This is a genomic window from Sphingomonas sp. R647 (assembly GCF_020177055.1).
Classification (GTDB): domain Bacteria; phylum Pseudomonadota; class Alphaproteobacteria; order Sphingomonadales; family Sphingomonadaceae; genus Sphingomonas.
In genome coordinates, this window is record NZ_JAIQXT010000006.1 from 175,757 (window position 1) to 191,446 (window position 15,690).

General features: G+C 65.7%; 13 protein-coding genes and 1 tRNA gene. 10 read left to right on the forward strand and 4 right to left on the reverse strand.

Translation table 11 applies throughout. The features are described from left to right. Positions 1 to 11 precede the first annotated feature (11 nt). The 3 genes from K9B35_RS16395 (at position 12) to wecC (ending at position 3,731) form a co-directional block, all read left to right on the forward strand. Positions 12 to 1,268, forward strand: coding sequence for a tetratricopeptide repeat protein (locus K9B35_RS16395; RefSeq protein ID WP_224923060.1), 1,257 nt, complete (start codon positions 12 to 14; stop codon positions 1,266 to 1,268). A gap of 77 nt (positions 1,269 to 1,345) precedes the next feature. Next, on the forward strand, positions 1,346 to 2,479 hold the full coding sequence (gene wecB, locus K9B35_RS16400; RefSeq protein WP_224923061.1) for a non-hydrolyzing UDP-N-acetylglucosamine 2-epimerase: 1,134 nt from the start codon (positions 1,346 to 1,348) through the stop codon (positions 2,477 to 2,479). Beyond that, complete coding sequence (gene wecC / locus K9B35_RS16405) at positions 2,469 to 3,731, forward strand: UDP-N-acetyl-D-mannosamine dehydrogenase (RefSeq protein ID WP_224923062.1); 1,263 nt, start codon at positions 2,469 to 2,471, stop codon at positions 3,729 to 3,731. The genes wecB and wecC overlap by 11 nt, the downstream gene beginning before the upstream one ends. A 124-nt stretch (positions 3,732 to 3,855) precedes the next feature. On the opposite strand, the gene K9B35_RS16410 is transcribed toward wecC, so the two are convergent. Together K9B35_RS16410 and K9B35_RS16415 are read right to left on the reverse strand one after the other, a co-directional pair. Next, positions 3,856 to 5,136, reverse strand: a complete 1,281-nt coding sequence (locus tag K9B35_RS16410) for a sugar transferase (protein WP_224923063.1) — start codon at positions 5,134 to 5,136, stop codon at positions 3,856 to 3,858. A gap of 276 nt (positions 5,137 to 5,412) precedes the next feature. After that, a complete protein-coding gene (locus tag K9B35_RS16415; protein ID WP_224923064.1) occupies positions 5,413 to 6,111 on the reverse strand; it encodes a class I SAM-dependent methyltransferase in 699 nt (232 codons plus the stop codon). 149 nt (positions 6,112 to 6,260) lie between these two features. Here K9B35_RS16415 and K9B35_RS16420 point away from each other — a divergent pair, with 149 nt between their 5' ends. Then, the gene (locus K9B35_RS16420) at positions 6,261 to 7,532 is read left to right on the forward strand and encodes a nucleotide sugar dehydrogenase (RefSeq protein WP_224923065.1); all 1,272 of its coding nucleotides are present in this window, start codon (positions 6,261 to 6,263) and stop codon (positions 7,530 to 7,532) included. 208 nt (positions 7,533 to 7,740) lie between these two features. Here K9B35_RS16420 and K9B35_RS16425 read toward each other — a convergent pair whose 3' ends face one another. Together K9B35_RS16425 and rpsU are read right to left on the reverse strand one after the other, a co-directional pair. Further along, complete coding sequence (locus K9B35_RS16425; RefSeq protein ID WP_224923066.1) at positions 7,741 to 8,367, reverse strand: FKBP-type peptidyl-prolyl cis-trans isomerase; 627 nt, start codon at positions 8,365 to 8,367, stop codon at positions 7,741 to 7,743. Positions 8,368 to 8,467: 100 nt separating this feature from the next. Then, positions 8,468 to 8,674: a 30S ribosomal protein S21 gene (gene rpsU / locus K9B35_RS16430; RefSeq protein ID WP_010162663.1), complete on the reverse strand. Its 207-nt coding sequence runs from the start codon at positions 8,672 to 8,674 to the stop codon at positions 8,468 to 8,470. A gap of 234 nt (positions 8,675 to 8,908) precedes the next feature. On the opposite strand from rpsU, the gene K9B35_RS16435 reads away from it, so the two are divergent. The 6 genes from K9B35_RS16435 (at position 8,909) to K9B35_RS16460 (ending at position 15,658) form a co-directional block, all read left to right on the forward strand. Beyond that, entirely contained in the window at positions 8,909 to 10,357 is a 1,449-nt protein-coding gene (locus K9B35_RS16435) for a S41 family peptidase (protein WP_224923067.1), read from the forward strand. Positions 10,358 to 10,434: 77 nt separating this feature from the next. Continuing rightward, positions 10,435 to 11,607: a nucleotidyltransferase family protein gene (locus K9B35_RS16440; protein WP_224923068.1), complete on the forward strand. Its 1,173-nt coding sequence runs from the start codon at positions 10,435 to 10,437 to the stop codon at positions 11,605 to 11,607. Then, the gene (locus K9B35_RS16445) at positions 11,604 to 12,890 is read left to right on the forward strand and encodes an MFS transporter (RefSeq protein ID WP_224923069.1); all 1,287 of its coding nucleotides are present in this window, start codon (positions 11,604 to 11,606) and stop codon (positions 12,888 to 12,890) included. Before K9B35_RS16440 ends, K9B35_RS16445 begins: the two co-directional genes overlap by 4 nt. A gap of 35 nt (positions 12,891 to 12,925) precedes the next feature. Further along, positions 12,926 to 14,680, forward strand: a complete 1,755-nt coding sequence (gene recJ / locus K9B35_RS16450) for a single-stranded-DNA-specific exonuclease RecJ (protein WP_224923070.1) — start codon at positions 12,926 to 12,928, stop codon at positions 14,678 to 14,680. Positions 14,681 to 14,741: 61 nt separating this feature from the next. Further along, positions 14,742 to 14,816, forward strand: a tRNA-Glu gene (locus K9B35_RS16455). Between the two features lie 683 nt (positions 14,817 to 15,499). Continuing rightward, positions 15,500 to 15,658 (forward strand): hypothetical protein, encoded by a 159-nt coding sequence (locus K9B35_RS16460; protein ID WP_224923071.1) that lies wholly within the window; start codon positions 15,500 to 15,502, stop codon positions 15,656 to 15,658. Positions 15,659 to 15,690: the final 32 nt, after the last annotated feature.

Sequence of the window (15,690 nt, forward strand, 5' to 3'; positions counted from 1 at the left end):
ACGGACGCGCCATGACCCTGTTCGGAACGAAGCCGGTGCCGCTGCCCACCGGCAGCTGGCCGGCGCGCATCGGGGCGATCGTGATCGCCGTGATGTTCGTCTTCCTGCTGTTTCAATCGCGGGTCGGCTTCGTCCTCGCCCGGGTTCAGCCCGATGCTGCGCTTGCCGTGGCATCGGGCAACCCGGAGGCGCTGAAGGGCAAGATCGAATATCAGCTGATGCGCGCCAAGCGCGAGGATGCGGCGATGCTGAGCGAACTCAGCCACCGCGCGCTGCGCGCCGAACCCTATAATCCGGTCGCCTTGCGCACGCTCGGCCTGTTCGCCGCCTTCGAAAAGAAGGACGCGGAAGCCGACAAGCTGTTCAGCATGGCTGCGAAATTCTCGCTGCGCGACCTGTTCACCCACGCCTGGCTGTTCGAAAACCGTCTTAGCACCGGCCGCTATGCCGAAGCCTTTTCGGAAGCCGATATCCTGCTGCGCCAGCGTTCGACCAATTGGGACGTGGTGGTGCCGATGCTGGCCCAGCGGCTCAAGGACCCGCGCGTGATCGATCCGATGGCGCGGATGCTCGCGACTAAACCCAGCTGGCGCGGCACGTTGCTGCTCAACCTTGCCGATGAAAAGGTCGATCTGGAGGCGGGCCACGCCCTGCTCGCGCGGCTCGCCACGCTGGGCAGTCCACCGACCACCGAGGAGGCGACCCCTTATTTCCAACGCGCCGCGGCCGAGACGCGGCTGCCACTGCTCCACCGCCGCTGGATGGCGATGCTTCCGCGCGCCACCCGGATCAAGGCCGGGGGGCTGTTGCGCGATGGCGATTTCACCGGGCTTGACGTCCCCCCACCCTTTGGATGGCGGTTCTTCCCCGATGACGGCGTGATCGCGGAAATGGGTGAAAGCCTGATCCCCGGCCAGGGCAGCGCGCTGTATATCTCTTATCCCGGCGACAAGCAGGTGACCTTTGCTGAGCAGCAACTGGTGCTCCCTGCCGGCCGCTATCGCTTCGCCGGGCGCGCCACGACCGATGCCGAACTGACCGCCGGACAGATCCACTGGTCGCTGCGCTGCGGGCGCGGCAGCGAAGAGCGGGAAATTGCGAAACAGCCCTTGTCGCCAGGTGTCGACCGGCCACACCGCTTTACCCTCGCCTTCGACGTCCCGGCCGGATGCGTCGGGCCGAAGCTCAGCCTGATCGGCTTCAGGAGCGACACGCTGGAAAGCGCCAATCTCTGGGTCGATGCGCTCACCGTGACGCGCGCGCCATGACCCAGTCAGATCCGAACCTTGTTACGCGTTCCGAATAATCGCTTGCCTCCAAATTACCGATCTGAAAGGGGACCGCCATGGCCACTGCACCGCGACTGCGCGTTCTCATCGTGTTCGGGACACGGCCAGAGGCGATCAAGCTGTATCCCCTGATTCAGCGTCTGCGCGACGAGCCGGATGTCGATCTGCGCGTCTGCGTCACCGCACAGCATCGCCAGATGCTCGATCAGGTGCTTGAGATTGCCGGGATCATTCCCGACCATGATCTCGACATCATGCTCCCCAACCAGTCGCTCGACGAGCTGACCGCGCGGCTGCTGCGCGAGATTGGTCGGGTGCTGGACGAGGAGAAGCCCGACCGCGTCGTCGTGCAGGGCGACACCGCCACCGCGATGGTCGGCGCGCTCGCCGCCTATTACCGCAAGATCCCGGTCTCGCATGTCGAGGCGGGCCTGCGCAGCGGCAACATCCACCATCCCTGGCCCGAAGAGGTCAATCGCAAGATCATCGGCACCATCGCCGACCAGCATTTTGCGCCGACCGACACCGCCCGCGACGCGCTGCTGATCGAAAATGTGCCGGGCGATCGCGTCCATGTGACCGGCAACACCGTGATCGACGCGCTCCACACGACGCTCGCCTCGATCGAGCAGAACCCGGCGCTGGCCGCGCAGATCGACCCGATCCTCGCGCCCTTCGCAGGCAAGCGGATCATCGCGGTCACGACGCACCGGCGCGAGAATTTCGGATCGGGGCTTGAGGGCATGGCGCGCGCGGTGCGCCGCATCGCCGAGCGCCCCGACGTCGCGGTCATCTTCCCGGTCCATCCCAACCCCAATGTCCGCGCGCCGATGCAGGCGGTGCTGGGCGGGATGGCGAATGTCGCGATGATCGATCCGCTCGATTATCCGAATTTCGTCGCCCTGCTCGCGCGCTGCCACCTCGTCCTCACCGACAGCGGCGGCGTGCAGGAAGAGGCGCCGGCGCTCGCCAAGCCCGTGCTGGTGATGCGCGAGACGACCGAGCGCCCCGAGGGCGTCGTCGCCGGCACCGCCCGACTGGTCGGAAGCGACGAAGAAGCGATCGTTGCAGCAACGCTTGAGCTGCTCGACGATCCGGAAGCCTATGCCGCCATGGCGCGCGCGCACAACCCGTTCGGAGATGGGAAGAGCAGTGACCGAATCGCACGGACCATCGTCAATGCCCGCTGATGCACAGCTTCGCGTCGGAGTCGTCGGCCTCGGCTATATCGGCCTGCCCACTGCGGCGGTGATCGCCCGTACCGGCGCGCGCGTCGTCGGCATCGATGTGAACGCGCAGGTCGTGGAGACGATCAACCGCGGCGAGATCCATATCGAGGAAGCCAATCTCGACGCGCTGGTACATCAGGTCGTGACATCGGGGCATCTCGCCGCGTCGCTCTCGGCCGAGCCGTGCGACGTGTTCGTGATCGCCGTTCCAACGCCGTTCGATGATGAACATCGCCCCGATATCAGCTATGTTCTGAAAGCCGGTGAGACGATCGCTCCCGTGCTCAAGCGCGGCGACCTCGTCATCCTCGAATCGACCTCGCCCGTCGGCACCACCGAACAGCTGCGCGACCTGTTCGCCGCTGCCCGCCCGGACCTCAGCTTCCCGCAGGGCTGGGACGATACGCCCGGCGTCAGCGTCGCCTATTGCCCCGAACGCGTGCTGCCGGGGAAAATCCTGTTCGAGCTGGTCGACAATGACCGGTCGATCGGCGGGATCAGCGCGACCTGCGCCGACCGCGCCACGGCCTTCTACAAGCGCTTCGTCGAGGGCGCGTGCATTGTCACCACCGCCCGCACCGCCGAAATGTGCAAGCTGGTCGAAAATTCGTTCCGCGACGTCAACATTGCCTTCGCCAACGAGCTGTCGATCGTCTCTGACACACTGGGGCTCGATGTGTGGGAGGTGATTCGCCTCGCCAACCGTCACCCGCGCGTCAACATCCTCCAGCCAGGGCCCGGCGTCGGCGGTCACTGCATCGCGGTCGATCCGTGGTTCATCGTGCATAGCGATCCCGCCAATGCCCGCCTGATCCGCACCGCGCGTGAGGTGAATGACGGTAAGATCGACTATAGCTTCGAACGCGCCGCCGCGTTGGCCGACGCCGCGCCCGACGCAAAGATCGCGTGCCTTGGTCTCGCCTTCAAACCCAATATCGATGATCTGCGCGAAAGCCCGGCACTGCGCGTCGCCCAGCTTCTCGCGCAACGATTCGGTGATCGCGTTCGCCTGGTTGAGCCGCATATCGACACCCTGCCCCGCGCGTTCGGAGGCACCGGGGCGCAGCTGACCTCGCTGGAAGCAGCGCTGACCGAGTGCGACGTGCTGGTCCTGCTGGTCGATCACGACGCATTCAAGGCGGTCAGCCCCGAGCAGCGCGCCGGCAAGCGGATCTACGACAGCCGCGGCATCTGGACGACGGCGCGGAGCTAGTTTGGTTCAGCTTTGCTGAACACGGCACCGGCCCGCTCCCCCACCCGGCCACCCATAGAATACACTGTCGTTGGGTAGCCGGGTGGGGGAGCGGGCCGGTGCCGTCTAACAGAAGAACGACGCGCTATTTCGCGCCGAAGCCGCTGACCACGGTGGCGACGGTGCGGAACAGGATCAGCAGGCCGAGCCAGGCCGAGAAGTTCTTGATGTAGAAAAAGTCGTAATGGAGCTTGAGGTTGACCGAAGTCAGGTCGGCTACATGCCCCTGATTGACCTGCGCCCAGCCGCTGATGCCGGGCCGCACGATGTGGCGATAGCGGTAATGCGGGATTTCCGCCTCATACCACTCAGATAGCGGGATCGCCTCAGGCCGCGGGCCGATCCAGCTCATCTCGCCGCGCAGCACGTTGAATGCCTGTGGCAGCTCGTCCAGACGGCTGCGGCGCAGGAATCGCCCGAGCCGGGTGATGCGGTCATCCTCATGCATGGTCACGCAATCGTCGCGGCCCTGCATCTCTTCGCGCGGGCGCATGGTGCGGAACTTGATCACCGTGAACGGCTCACCGCGAAAGCCCATGCGCTGCTGGGTAAAGAACACCGGCCCACGCGAATCGAGCCGGATCGCGAGCGCGATGACACCCAGCACCGGCAGCAAGACCGGCAGGATGAACAGCGTGCCGACGACATCAATGACGCGCTTGATCTTCACATAGGCAAGGTTCGGCATCAGCGAGCCGAAGCTGTTTTCCGACAGATGCTCGATCGCGACGCGTCCGGTGAGCGATTCGGCAACCTGCTTGACGTGATAAACGAGGTGGCCGCGGATCGCCGCTTCGGCCAGCATCCGCTCCCACGCGTCGGGATGATCGTGGCGCAGGTCGGCGACAATCACGGCGCGCCGCAGCGTCGGCACTTCAGGGCTGAGCAGTGGGATCCACTCGACCTCGGGCGTCTGGTCGACCACCGACATGTCGCCGGTCGTCACATAATAGAATCGCAGCGCCGTCGTCTTGTCGAGGTGGAAGCGCAGCGCGAACGCGACGCCAAGCGCGATCAGAAACGAGGCGGCGAGATAGAGCCGGCTATAGTCGGCACGTGCCAGGAACAATGCGGCAAGCGCGATCCCGTATGAGCTGACGAAGGACGGGATAATGTACCCGAACACCGTCGTTCCCGGAAACGCCGAGACGCGGCGCAGCAGCACGACGCCCAGCGACACGCCAAACGCAGCCGCCACAACGGCATAGTCCACCGGGCGCGCAGCGACGCCGGGCAGCAGATAGCGGCCAAGCAACGGCGCCGGCGCAACAACCGCGAGCACGAGCAGTAACAGCAGTTCGACCCGCATGGATTCGAACAGGCTGTTGCGTGGCCGATGCGTCAGCTCGGCATACATCTTCAACATCGTTGCCCCCCACAAGCCGGGAGACCGAGCAGCGTTACGCGCCTGTTCAAGTCGAGCCTCCCAAAGCCCCTGGTTCCCCAATTCCAACCTGCAGTCGCCGGCTGCGCCATCCGGTCGCAGCGGAAACAGACTCGGCGGATCCAGCGGTCGCGGATACTAGCCGGAATTCGCCAAGATCGCCAATCGACAGAGTCAGTTGTCGGTTCCACCGAAATCGACAATCCCCCCGATTGCCGAACTTTCTTACGCCGCTGTGACGAAGCCGCCACAGCTTTGCTACTCAATGCGGCGTCCGACCATCACCAGCAGCGTCTTGCTGCGATGGTCGCCCAGCGTTGCAAGCACGCCGTCGCCTGGCGGTGCGGCATAAAAATGATGCTCGACCGGCGCCACATCCAACGCGCGGTACAAGGCCGCCAGTTCGGTCGCGCTCGCCATCGATTTCACATGCGCGAAGTAGCGCGGTCGCCCGGTCAGCCCGAACGCGATCCGCTCTGCCTTGCGATACAGCGATTCGCTGTTCGGCATCGACAGGATCAACCGACCGCCTGGCTTGAGCAACCGCACCAGCCGCGCGACCTCACCCTTCAGATCGGGCAGGTATTCGAGCACGCTGGAACTCAGCACCACGTCGAACTCGCCTTCCGCCCGCGCGGACAGGCTGTCGAGCAGCGCCACCTCGAAGTCGATATTGGTCAGCCCCAGTTCCTGCTGACGCGCGCGCGCCAGCGTGACCATTGCCGCGCTGCCATCGATCGCGGTCACCGATGCGCCGACCCGCGCCGCTTCGAAGCTGAACGTCCCCGCACCGCATCCCGCGTCGAGCACGCGGTTGCCTGCGCCGACATGGCGACCGATCAGGTCGCGCCACAGCGCCAGCCGCTCGCGAAAGCGCGGCGAATGATCATATCCGGCCTGAAATGACTCGGCGATCGACTCGTGCCAATCCACCGCATCGGCTGTCTTGGCTGTCACGGGACGTCGCCTCCAATCGGCGTGGCGTTTAGGGTCGGGTGCGACGGATATCAAGGCTTTCCGCGCCCTGACTGCGCTTGCCATCCCCCCGGCACTTTGCGAAAGGGCGCGCCAGACCTGCCCCGTTGGGCATGGGCGGGGGACCGTGAATGTCGGCAGATACGAAGGTTGTTGTCGTCGGCCTTGGCTATGTCGGCCTGCCGCTGGCCGTTGCGCTAGCGAAGAGCTTCGACACCGTCGGCCTTGATATCGACACCGGGCGGATCACCGAGCTTCGGGCTGGCTATGACCGCACCGGCGAGATCGATGCCGATCGCCTTGCCGCCTCCAGCCTCAAGCTGACCAGCGATCCCGCCGATTGCCCCGCCGCGGACTTCATCATCGTGACCGTGCCCACCCCGGTGGATGCGAACAACAAGCCGGACCTTGGCATCGTCATGGCCGCGACCCGCACCGTCGCGGGGATGATCGATGCGACCCGCGCGCCAGTGATCGTCTATGAAAGCACCGTCTATCCCGGCGTGACCGAGGAACTCTGCGGGCCGGAGATCGAGCGGATAACGGGACTCAAATCCGGCAAGGACTTCTTCCTTGGCTATTCGCCCGAGCGGATCAATCCGGGCGACCGCGAGCATACGATCGACAAGATTACCAAGGTCGTGTCGGGCCAGACCCCCGAAGTGCTCGACCGCGTCGCCGCGCTGTATGAGCAGGTGACGAGCGGCGGCGTGTTCCGCGCCGCGTCGATTCGCGCCGCCGAAGCCGCGAAGGTGATCGAGAACGCGCAGCGCGACATCAACATCGCCTTCATGAATGAGATCACGCGCATCTTCTCGGCGATGGACCTGTCGATCTGGGACGTACTGGAAGCGGCGCGGACCAAGTGGAACTTCCTGCCCTTCCATCCCGGCCTCGTCGGTGGGCACTGCATCGGCGTCGATCCCTTCTACCTCAGCCACAAGGCCGAGATGCTGGGCTATGACCCGCAGGTGATCCTCGCCGGACGCAGCACCAACGATTCGATGGCGACGTGGATCGCCGATCGGCTGCACGGTCTGCGCGGTGGTACCGCCGGGCGTGCGCTGGTGCTGGGGCTGACCTTCAAGGAAAACGTCCCCGACCTGCGCAATTCCAAGGTCGCCGACCTGATCGCGCGCCTCGCCGAGTTGGGCCATGCGGTCACCGTCCACGACCCGCTCGCCGATTCGGCGGAGGCAAGCCACGAATATGGGCTGGAGCTGGCCGGTGAAGCCGCGCTGGCCGAGCAGTACGAGCTCGTCCTGCTCGCGGTCACGCATGACGACTATGTCGCGATGGGGGCCGACAAGCTCTCCACACTGGTCGCGCCGGGCGGGCTGTTCGCCGACCTCAAGAACGCGGTTCCGGGTGCTGGCGCAGCAACGGGGCGCTGGACGCTCTGATCCTGCCCGCAGAACGACGGCAGCTCATTTCTAACCCCCGTTTGCCCTGAGCCTGTCGAAGGGCGGCAGCCCATCGCCACCGCGCGCAGGGATCGCGCTTCGACAAGCTCAGCACAAACGGGGTTGAGCCATCAATCGCAGCGCCAGACATGAAAAAGGCGAGGCTTGCGGCCTCGCCCTTTTCATTTCGACAGTCGGATGCGCCCGATCAGTTACCCGGCGGCGGCGGAGCCGCTCCGCCCGGTGCGCCGGGAGCGCCGCCGGGTGCGCCACCCATCTGCTGCTGCATCATCTGCTGATAGACGCTCATCGGCAGGAATTCGAGCAGCTCGACCTCAAAGATCAGGAGCGAATCGGAGGGGATGATGTCGCGCCCGCTGCGCGGATCCTTCTTCGCCTCGCTGCCATAGCCCAGCTCCGGCTTGATCCAGATGCGGTACTTGCCGCCCTTCTTCATCAGCTTGAGCGCTTCAGTGAAGCCCGGGATCATGCCCGCGACGGGCAGCGGGGTCGGCTGCTGGCTGGCGTCGAATTCCTCGCCGTTGCGCAGCGTGCCCTTGTAGTTGACCAGCGCAACGTCGCTGTCGGTCGGGCTGGCGCCCGCACCTTCGGTGATCGTCTGGATCTGCAGGCCCGAGGCGGTTTCGGTCACGCCGCTCTGCGCCTTGTTCCGCGCAAGGAAGGTGGCGTTGTCGGCGCGTTCGGTCACAACCTTGTCGGTCCCGACCCACGCAAGCGCCACCGCGCCCGCAATCGCTACGACGATGCCGAGCCAGAGCCAGACAAGATAGCTGCGCTTGGTCGGCGCGATCGGCACGGCGGTGACGGATGACATGAGTCAGCGATCCTGCAGAGGCCGGCCCGCGGCGCGGCGGAAGGTCACAAAAGTCGCACTGCCAATGTGCGCGCGGCGCACATTGGCAGCGAATCGGGCCTTAACGGGCGCCGTCGCGCTCCATGCGCTTGCGCTCGAGCTTGCGTGCGCGGCGAACCGCAGCGGCACGCTCGCGCGCGCGCTTTTCGCTCGGCTTCTCATAGTGACGGCGCAGCTTCATCTCGCGATAGACGCCCTCACGCTGCAGCTTCTTCTTGAGCGCCCGCAGCGCCTGGTCGACATTATTGTCGCGAACGATGATTTGCATAAGTCCGTCTCAACTCCAGAATCTTATTCAACAGAACAGGGATCGCCGAAGCTCCTGCCCCGGGCGTTGGGACGCGCCCCTAGCAAAGGGATGATGCAAAGACAAGGCAAAGCGGCGGTTTCGACGTTTGACCGATGATTCTGTCACCGCCTGGTGCACCGGGCGGACCTCCACGTAGCCGACGATCAGCATTTTACGCATGACGGACGTTCGCTGTTGCGATAATCTGCCCCCATGAAGAGCCATTTTACCCATCGTTCGCAAAGCCTTACGGCAACGGTCGCGGCCCTGTCCCTGTTGTCCGCATGCGGCGGTGGCAGCGGAACGGTCAGTACAGGCGGCGGCGGAACCGGTTCGGCTCCCACGCCGACCCCGTCGGGCACCTGCTCGCTCGCGTCGCGTCAGACCTGGGTCGCACAGCAGCTCAACGAATGGTATCTCTTCCCCGAGACATTGCCGGCCAGCCTCAACGCCGCGCCCTATGCCACGGTCCAGGACTATATCGACGCGCTCACCGCCACCGCGCGCGGGCAGAGCAAGGACCGCTATTTCACCTACATCACCTCGATCGCCGAGGAGAATGCCTATTATAATTCCGGCTCCAATGCCGGGTTCGGCTTTCGCCTGACGCTCGATTCGACCGCGCGACGCCTGTTCATCGCCGAATCATTCGAAAACACCCCGGCGCTGAACGCCGGAATCGATCGCGGGACCGAGATTCTGGCCATCGGCGCCAGCACCGGCGCGCTGCGCAATGTCAGCGACATCCTTGCGACCGAAGGGACGGCGGGGCTGAACAGCGCGCTGGACGGTAACACGCGCGCGTTCCGTTTCCGTCCGGCCGGAGGCGCTGAACAGACCGCGACAGTGACTAAGGCGGACTACACGCTTGCTCCGGTCTCGGCGCGCTATGGTGCCAAGGTGATCGACGATGGCGGCAAGAAGGTCGGCTATGTCAACCTGCGCACCTTCATCAACACCGCCGAATCGCCGCTGCGCGCCGCCTTCGCCGATTTCCGGGCGCAGGGTGTGACCGAGGTGATCATCGACCTGCGCTACAATGGTGGCGGGCTCGTTTCGATCGCGACGCTGATCAACAATCTGCTCGCCCGCGACAAGACGACGAGCCAGGTGGCAAACTACACGACGTTCCGCGCGTCCAAGGCGTCGAACAACGAAACTGCGTTCTTCAATCCGCAACCCGAATCGATCGCGCCGACGCGCATCGCGTTCATCGGCACGGGCGGCAGCGCATCGGCGAGCGAGTTGGTGATGAACACCTTCATCCCCTATCTCGGCAATCGCGCCGCGCTCGTGGGAACCAACACCTATGGCAAGCCGGTTGGCCAGATCGCGATCGACCGCAGCGCGTGCGACGATCGTCTGCGGGTCGTGGCCTTCGCCACCGAGAACAGCGCGCGACAAGGCGCCTATTACACCGGCCTTGCCGGATTCATGGGCGCAACATGTCAGGCGAGCGATGACATTACCCGACCGCTGGGTGATCCGCAGGAGGCATCGATCAGGGCGGCACTCAATTTCCTGGGTGGCCGCGCCTGCACCCCGATCGGCGCTGCCGCGACCCTCTCGGCGGACCGTACCCCGATACCGACAGCTGGTTTCGAACTGCTGAGCCCAACCCGCCCGACTACGGCGCAACGCGAAGTGCCGGGATCGTTCTGACGACGGGCCGTTCTGACGGCAGACAGCGCGCGAACGGGGGTTCGGGCGCGGAGGAATTCGGGGGGTGACGGGTGCCAATGCCGCGGGCTGCGACTGATGCGACAGGTGCCTTTGGGTTCCTGAGCGCCGCGTGCCGCTGGCCCGACGATGCCGCACGCCGCACCGCGATCCACGCCGCCGCACAGCAGGTCAGCGACTGGGATGCGGTGTTCACCGACGCGACGCGGCACCGCATCATGCCGCTGGTCGCCGGAGCGTTGCGCGGCATTCCCGCCGTCCCCGCTGAGATTGCCGACCGCAGCGCCGCGATCGCGCGCCGCGACGGCATGGTGTCGATGGTGCAAACCGCTGAACTCTGCCGAATCGGCGCGGCGTTCACGGAACGGGGAATCGACTGGATCACGGTCAAGGGCCCTGCGCTGGCCCTGCTGGCCTATGGCAATGTCGGGGCCAAGGCGTCGCACGACATCGACCTGTTGATCGACCCCGCCGCGCGCGCCGACGCCTTCGCGGCGATGCAGGCGCTCGGCTATGTCTCGCTCGATGGACAGGACCGCGCCGCGCCCGGCTCGCTCGACCATGTGCTCAAGGACAGCGGCTGGCGTCACCCGGGCAACCGGGTGATGGTCGAACTCCACACCCGCCTGTTCATCAACCGCGCACTGGTGCCTGAACTCGGCATCCGCTCGCCGCGCGAATCGATTGCGTGCGGTGCGGACCGATCGCTCCCCACGCTCGCTCGCCCCGAACTGCTCGTCTATCTCGCGGTCCATGGCGCGAGCACCAACTGGCACCGGCTCAAATGGATCGCGGATTTCGCCGCGGTGACCGCGTGCAGCAGCGATGAACAGCGCGCCGCGGCACGCACCTGTGCCGCGCGACTTGGCGCCGGCGATATCCATGACAGCGCGCTGGCACTCGCAGCGACGCTGTTCGGCAACTCCGCCTGCCCCCCACCCCGCACGCTGTCGTCCCAGGCGCAGCGACTGACGCAAGCGGGCCTGCGCGACCTGACCGCGCCGCATGAATCGACGCTGCGTGAGGTCGACTGGGACCGCAGCGTTGTTGTCTATCTCGATAAATTGCGGTTCATGCCGGACTGGGCCTATCGCCGCGAGGAACTGCGCCTGATGCTGATCGAATCCTCGTCCTACACCCCCGACGCCCCCTGGTGGCGGCGCTGGACCGCGCCCATCGCGCTGGCCGGACGCTTCGCCCGGCGCAAGCTGACGCAGGCGGTCAGCCGATGAGCGAAACGCTGGACACGCGCCGCCGGCTCAAGTCGATCTTCGGCGGATCGGCCGGCAATCTGGTCGAATGGTATGACTGGTACGCCTATGCCGCGTTCAGTAGCTATCTCGCCCCGCATTTCTTTCCCAAGGGCGACCCGCTGGCGCAATCGCTCAACGTCTGGGCGATCTTTGCGGTCGGCTTCTTCATGCGCCCGATCGGCGCGTGGCTGATGGGAATCTATGGCGACCGGCGCGGGCGCAAGGCGGGGCTGACGCTGTCCGTCACGCTGATGTGCGGCGGGTCGATGCTGATCGCGGTGACGCCCAGCTACGACAGTATCGGCACCTGGGCGACCGTCTCGCTGGTCGTGGCGCGGTTGATGCAGGGGCTGTCGGTCGGCGGCGAATATGGCGCGAGCGCGACCTATCTGTCCGAAATGGCGGGCAAGGAACGGCGCGGTTTCTACTCCAGCTTCCAATATGTGACGCTGATCTCCGGCCACCTCGTGGCGCTCGCCGTGCTGTTGCTGCTGCAGGCGGCGATGGCCGATACCGCGCTGGCCGAATGGGGCTGGCGTATTCCCTTCTTTATCGGCGGCGTGCTCGCGGTCGGGGTGTTCTGGCTCCGCCGCAACCTGCCCGAGACGCAGAGCTTCGCCAACCGCAGCACGGCGGCGAAGGACAAGTCCAGCTTCGGCGCCCTGTTCCTGCGCCACCCGCGTGAGGCGGCATTGGTGATGCTGCTCACCGCCGGCGGCACGCTCGCCTTCTACGCCTACTCCGTCTACCTGCTCACCTTCCTCAGCGGCACCGGTGCGTTCACCAAACAGGTCTCGACCCAGATCAGCGCTGCCGCCTTGTTCGTGTTCATGTGCCTCCAGCCGCTAGCCGGGGCGCTGTCCGACCGCATCGGGCGCAAGCCGCTGATGATCGCGTTCGGCGTGCTCGGCGTCGCCTTCACCTGGCCGATCTTCACGACGCTTGAGAGCGTGCAGACCCCACTCGCCGCTTTCCTGATCATGTCGGGCGCGCTGGTGATCGTTACCGGCTACACCTCGATCAACGCGGTGGTGAAGGCGGAGATGTTCCCGGCGCATATCCGCACGCTCGGGGTCGCCCTGCCCTATGCGCTGGCCAACGCGATCTTCGGCGGCACCGCGCCCTATGTGGCGTTGTGGTTCAAGGATCAGGGGATGGAGCGCGGCTTTTACTGGTACGTCACCGCGATGATCGGCGTGTCGCTGGTCACCTATCTGCTGATGCGCGACACGCGAGTGCATTCGCAGATTTTGGAGGATTGATTCCCTCTACCGCCGAACCACGCTAAAGCCCCCCGATGACTCCCGTGCTCAACGTCCATAGTTCGATCCTCGGCCAGGCATGGCGCTGGCGGGGGCTGGCGGCGGATACGCGCGACCCCGGCTTTGCCCCCGACGATCTGGTGACCCAGTTGCTGCTCACCCGCGGCTGCCCGCGCGAGGAGCTGGAGGCGCATCGCAACCCCAGCATCCGCGCCTTCATGCCCGACCCGTCGATCTTCCGCGACATGGACCGCGCCGCCGAGCGGCTCGCCGATGCGGTCCAGCGTGGCGAGAAGGTCACGGTGTTCGGCGACTATGATGTCGATGGCGCGACCTCTGCCGCGCTGCTGATCCGCCTGCTCCGCGAGCTCGGCCTCGACCCCAAAGCCTATATCCCTGATCGCCTCATGGAGGGCTACGGCCCCTCGGGCGAGGCGCTGGTGCGGCTGAAGCGCGCGGGCGCCGACCTCATCATCACCGTCGATTGCGGCGCGATGGCTTATGACGCACTGGCCGAGGCCAAGGCGGTCGGCGCGGAGGTAATCGTCGTCGACCACCATAAATGCGCGTCGGAGCTTCCGGTGGCGCTCGCGCTGGTCAACCCCAATCGCCTCGACGAGGACGAGGGGCGCGCCCATGGCCACCTCGCTGCGGTCGGGGTCGCCTGGCTGCTCGGCGCGGCGCTGGTCCGCCTGCTGCGCGCGCGCGGCTTCTTCGCCGCCCGCCCCGAGCCGCGTCTGCTCGACCTGCTCGATCTGGTCGCGCTCGGCACGGTCGCCGATGTGGCGTCGCTCAAGGGCCTCAACCGCGCCTTCGTCGCACAGGGCCTCAAGGTGATGGCTCAGCGCCGCAACATCGGTATGAACGCGCTGATCGAGGCCAGCCGCCTGACCCGCGCCCCGACCTGCACCGATCTCGGCTTCGCGCTCGGCCCGCGCATCAATGCCGGCGGCCGCGTCGGCAAGTCGGACCTCGGCGTCCGCCTGCTCACCACCGAGGATATGGATGAGGCGCGCACTATCGCGCAGGAACTCGACCGCCTCAACGACGAACGCCGCGCGATCGAGGCGGAGGTTCAGCAATCCGCCGAAGCGATGGAGCCCGAAGGCGCGGTCGCGGTCGTCGCCGCGCGCGGCTGGCACCCCGGCGTGATCGGCATCGTCGCCGGCCGACTGAAGGAAAAGCATGGCCGCCCGGCCATCGTCATTGCGATCGGCGAGGACGGCATCGGCAAGGGCTCGGGCCGCTCGATCTCCGGCGTCGATCTCGGCGCGGCGATCATCGCGGCGAAGGAAGCCGGCCTGCTGATCGCGGGCGGCGGCCATGCGATGGCGGCGGGCGTGACCGTGGCCGAGGATCAGATCCCGGCATTCGTCGCGTTCCTCAACGCCAAGCTCGCCGATGCGGTCGAGCGCGCCTCGGGCGATCGCGCGCTGTTGCTCGATGCGGTGCTGGCGCCCGGCGGGGTCAATCCCGACCTCGTCACCGCGATGGAGGCCGGCGGCCCCTATGGCATGGGCTGGCCCGCCCCGCGCGTGGTTGCCGGACCGGTGCGGCTGATCAAGTGCGATATCGTCGGCAACGGCCATGTTCGCGCGATCGTCGCGGGCGATGACGGGCGCAGCATCAAGGCGATGGCCTTCCGCGCCGCCGACACCCCGCTCGGCCTCGCCCTGCTCGGCGCACCGCGCGACCGCAAGCTGTGGATCGCGGGCCGCGCCAAGATCGACGACTGGGGCGCACGGCCCGCAGCAGAAATTCATCTCGATGACGCCGCCTGGGCCGACTGAACCGCACGATTCGCCCTTGACCGCGGCGAAAGCTTTGCCTAACCGGCGCCCTCGCCTTCACGGCCCCTTCGTCTAGCGGTTAGGACGCGGCCCTTTCACGGCTGAAGCACGGGTTCGATTCCCGTAGGGGTCACCATCGTCAAGCGGAAAATGGCGGGATTGCGCCATTTCAGACGATCTGGTGAAAGCGGCTCCCACTTTTTGTTCCACACTTTTTTGTAGCTCTAGTGGCATCCATTGGGATGCCCTCGGAGCTCTTTGCGATTCCTCGCGGGAATGTGTCTCACAATCGCAGGTGGTTCGACCGCCGATGGGCCGTTAGGCGACCAACGGCTTAGAGGTTTGATGCAGACACTAAGTGCGGTTGCCGCGCCGAAGTGAAGGCGGGCAAGGTCGGCTAAACGCCGTATGCCAGATCGTGTCATTCATTACGTTATCGGTCGATCCAGCCGCGCGATTGACTCCTCCGGAGCAAGGATTGCGGTCGGCAGCTTTGCTCAATCCGGTGCCCAAAGCAGCCAGTCCGCAACCGGCCCAGCCTCCGCTTGAAGGGGAAGCCCGCAGCAAGGCTCCGTGGGCGCGGCCAACTCTGGAAGTAACTGAGATCAACAGCTCGACCCAAGCGGGCGAGGGCACGGTCGGCGACCTTGATTCGAACGACGTGTGATAAGTCGCGCCTGGTTGGCGACCGATCGACGTGCGGCATACTGCGGTAATGCAGGCTCGATCGAGCGTTCGTCACCGAAACGAGACGCCCTCTTTCGGTTGAGAAATACCCGAGGGCCGCTAAAGGTGGGGCGAGACAATGGGAGCCCCGACATGACTACGCCGTCATCGAATGTTGAGATCATCCGCGCCGACCAGGACAACGCCAAGGCGGTATGGACTCGGCCGACGCTCGAAATCGCCGACATCAACAGCGCGACCGAGGCCGGTGGAGCGGTTTCGGCTGACCAGGATCCCAATCAGCCGTCGTAAGGCGCGCTGCATCAGCGTGCCGGTCGCCAGTC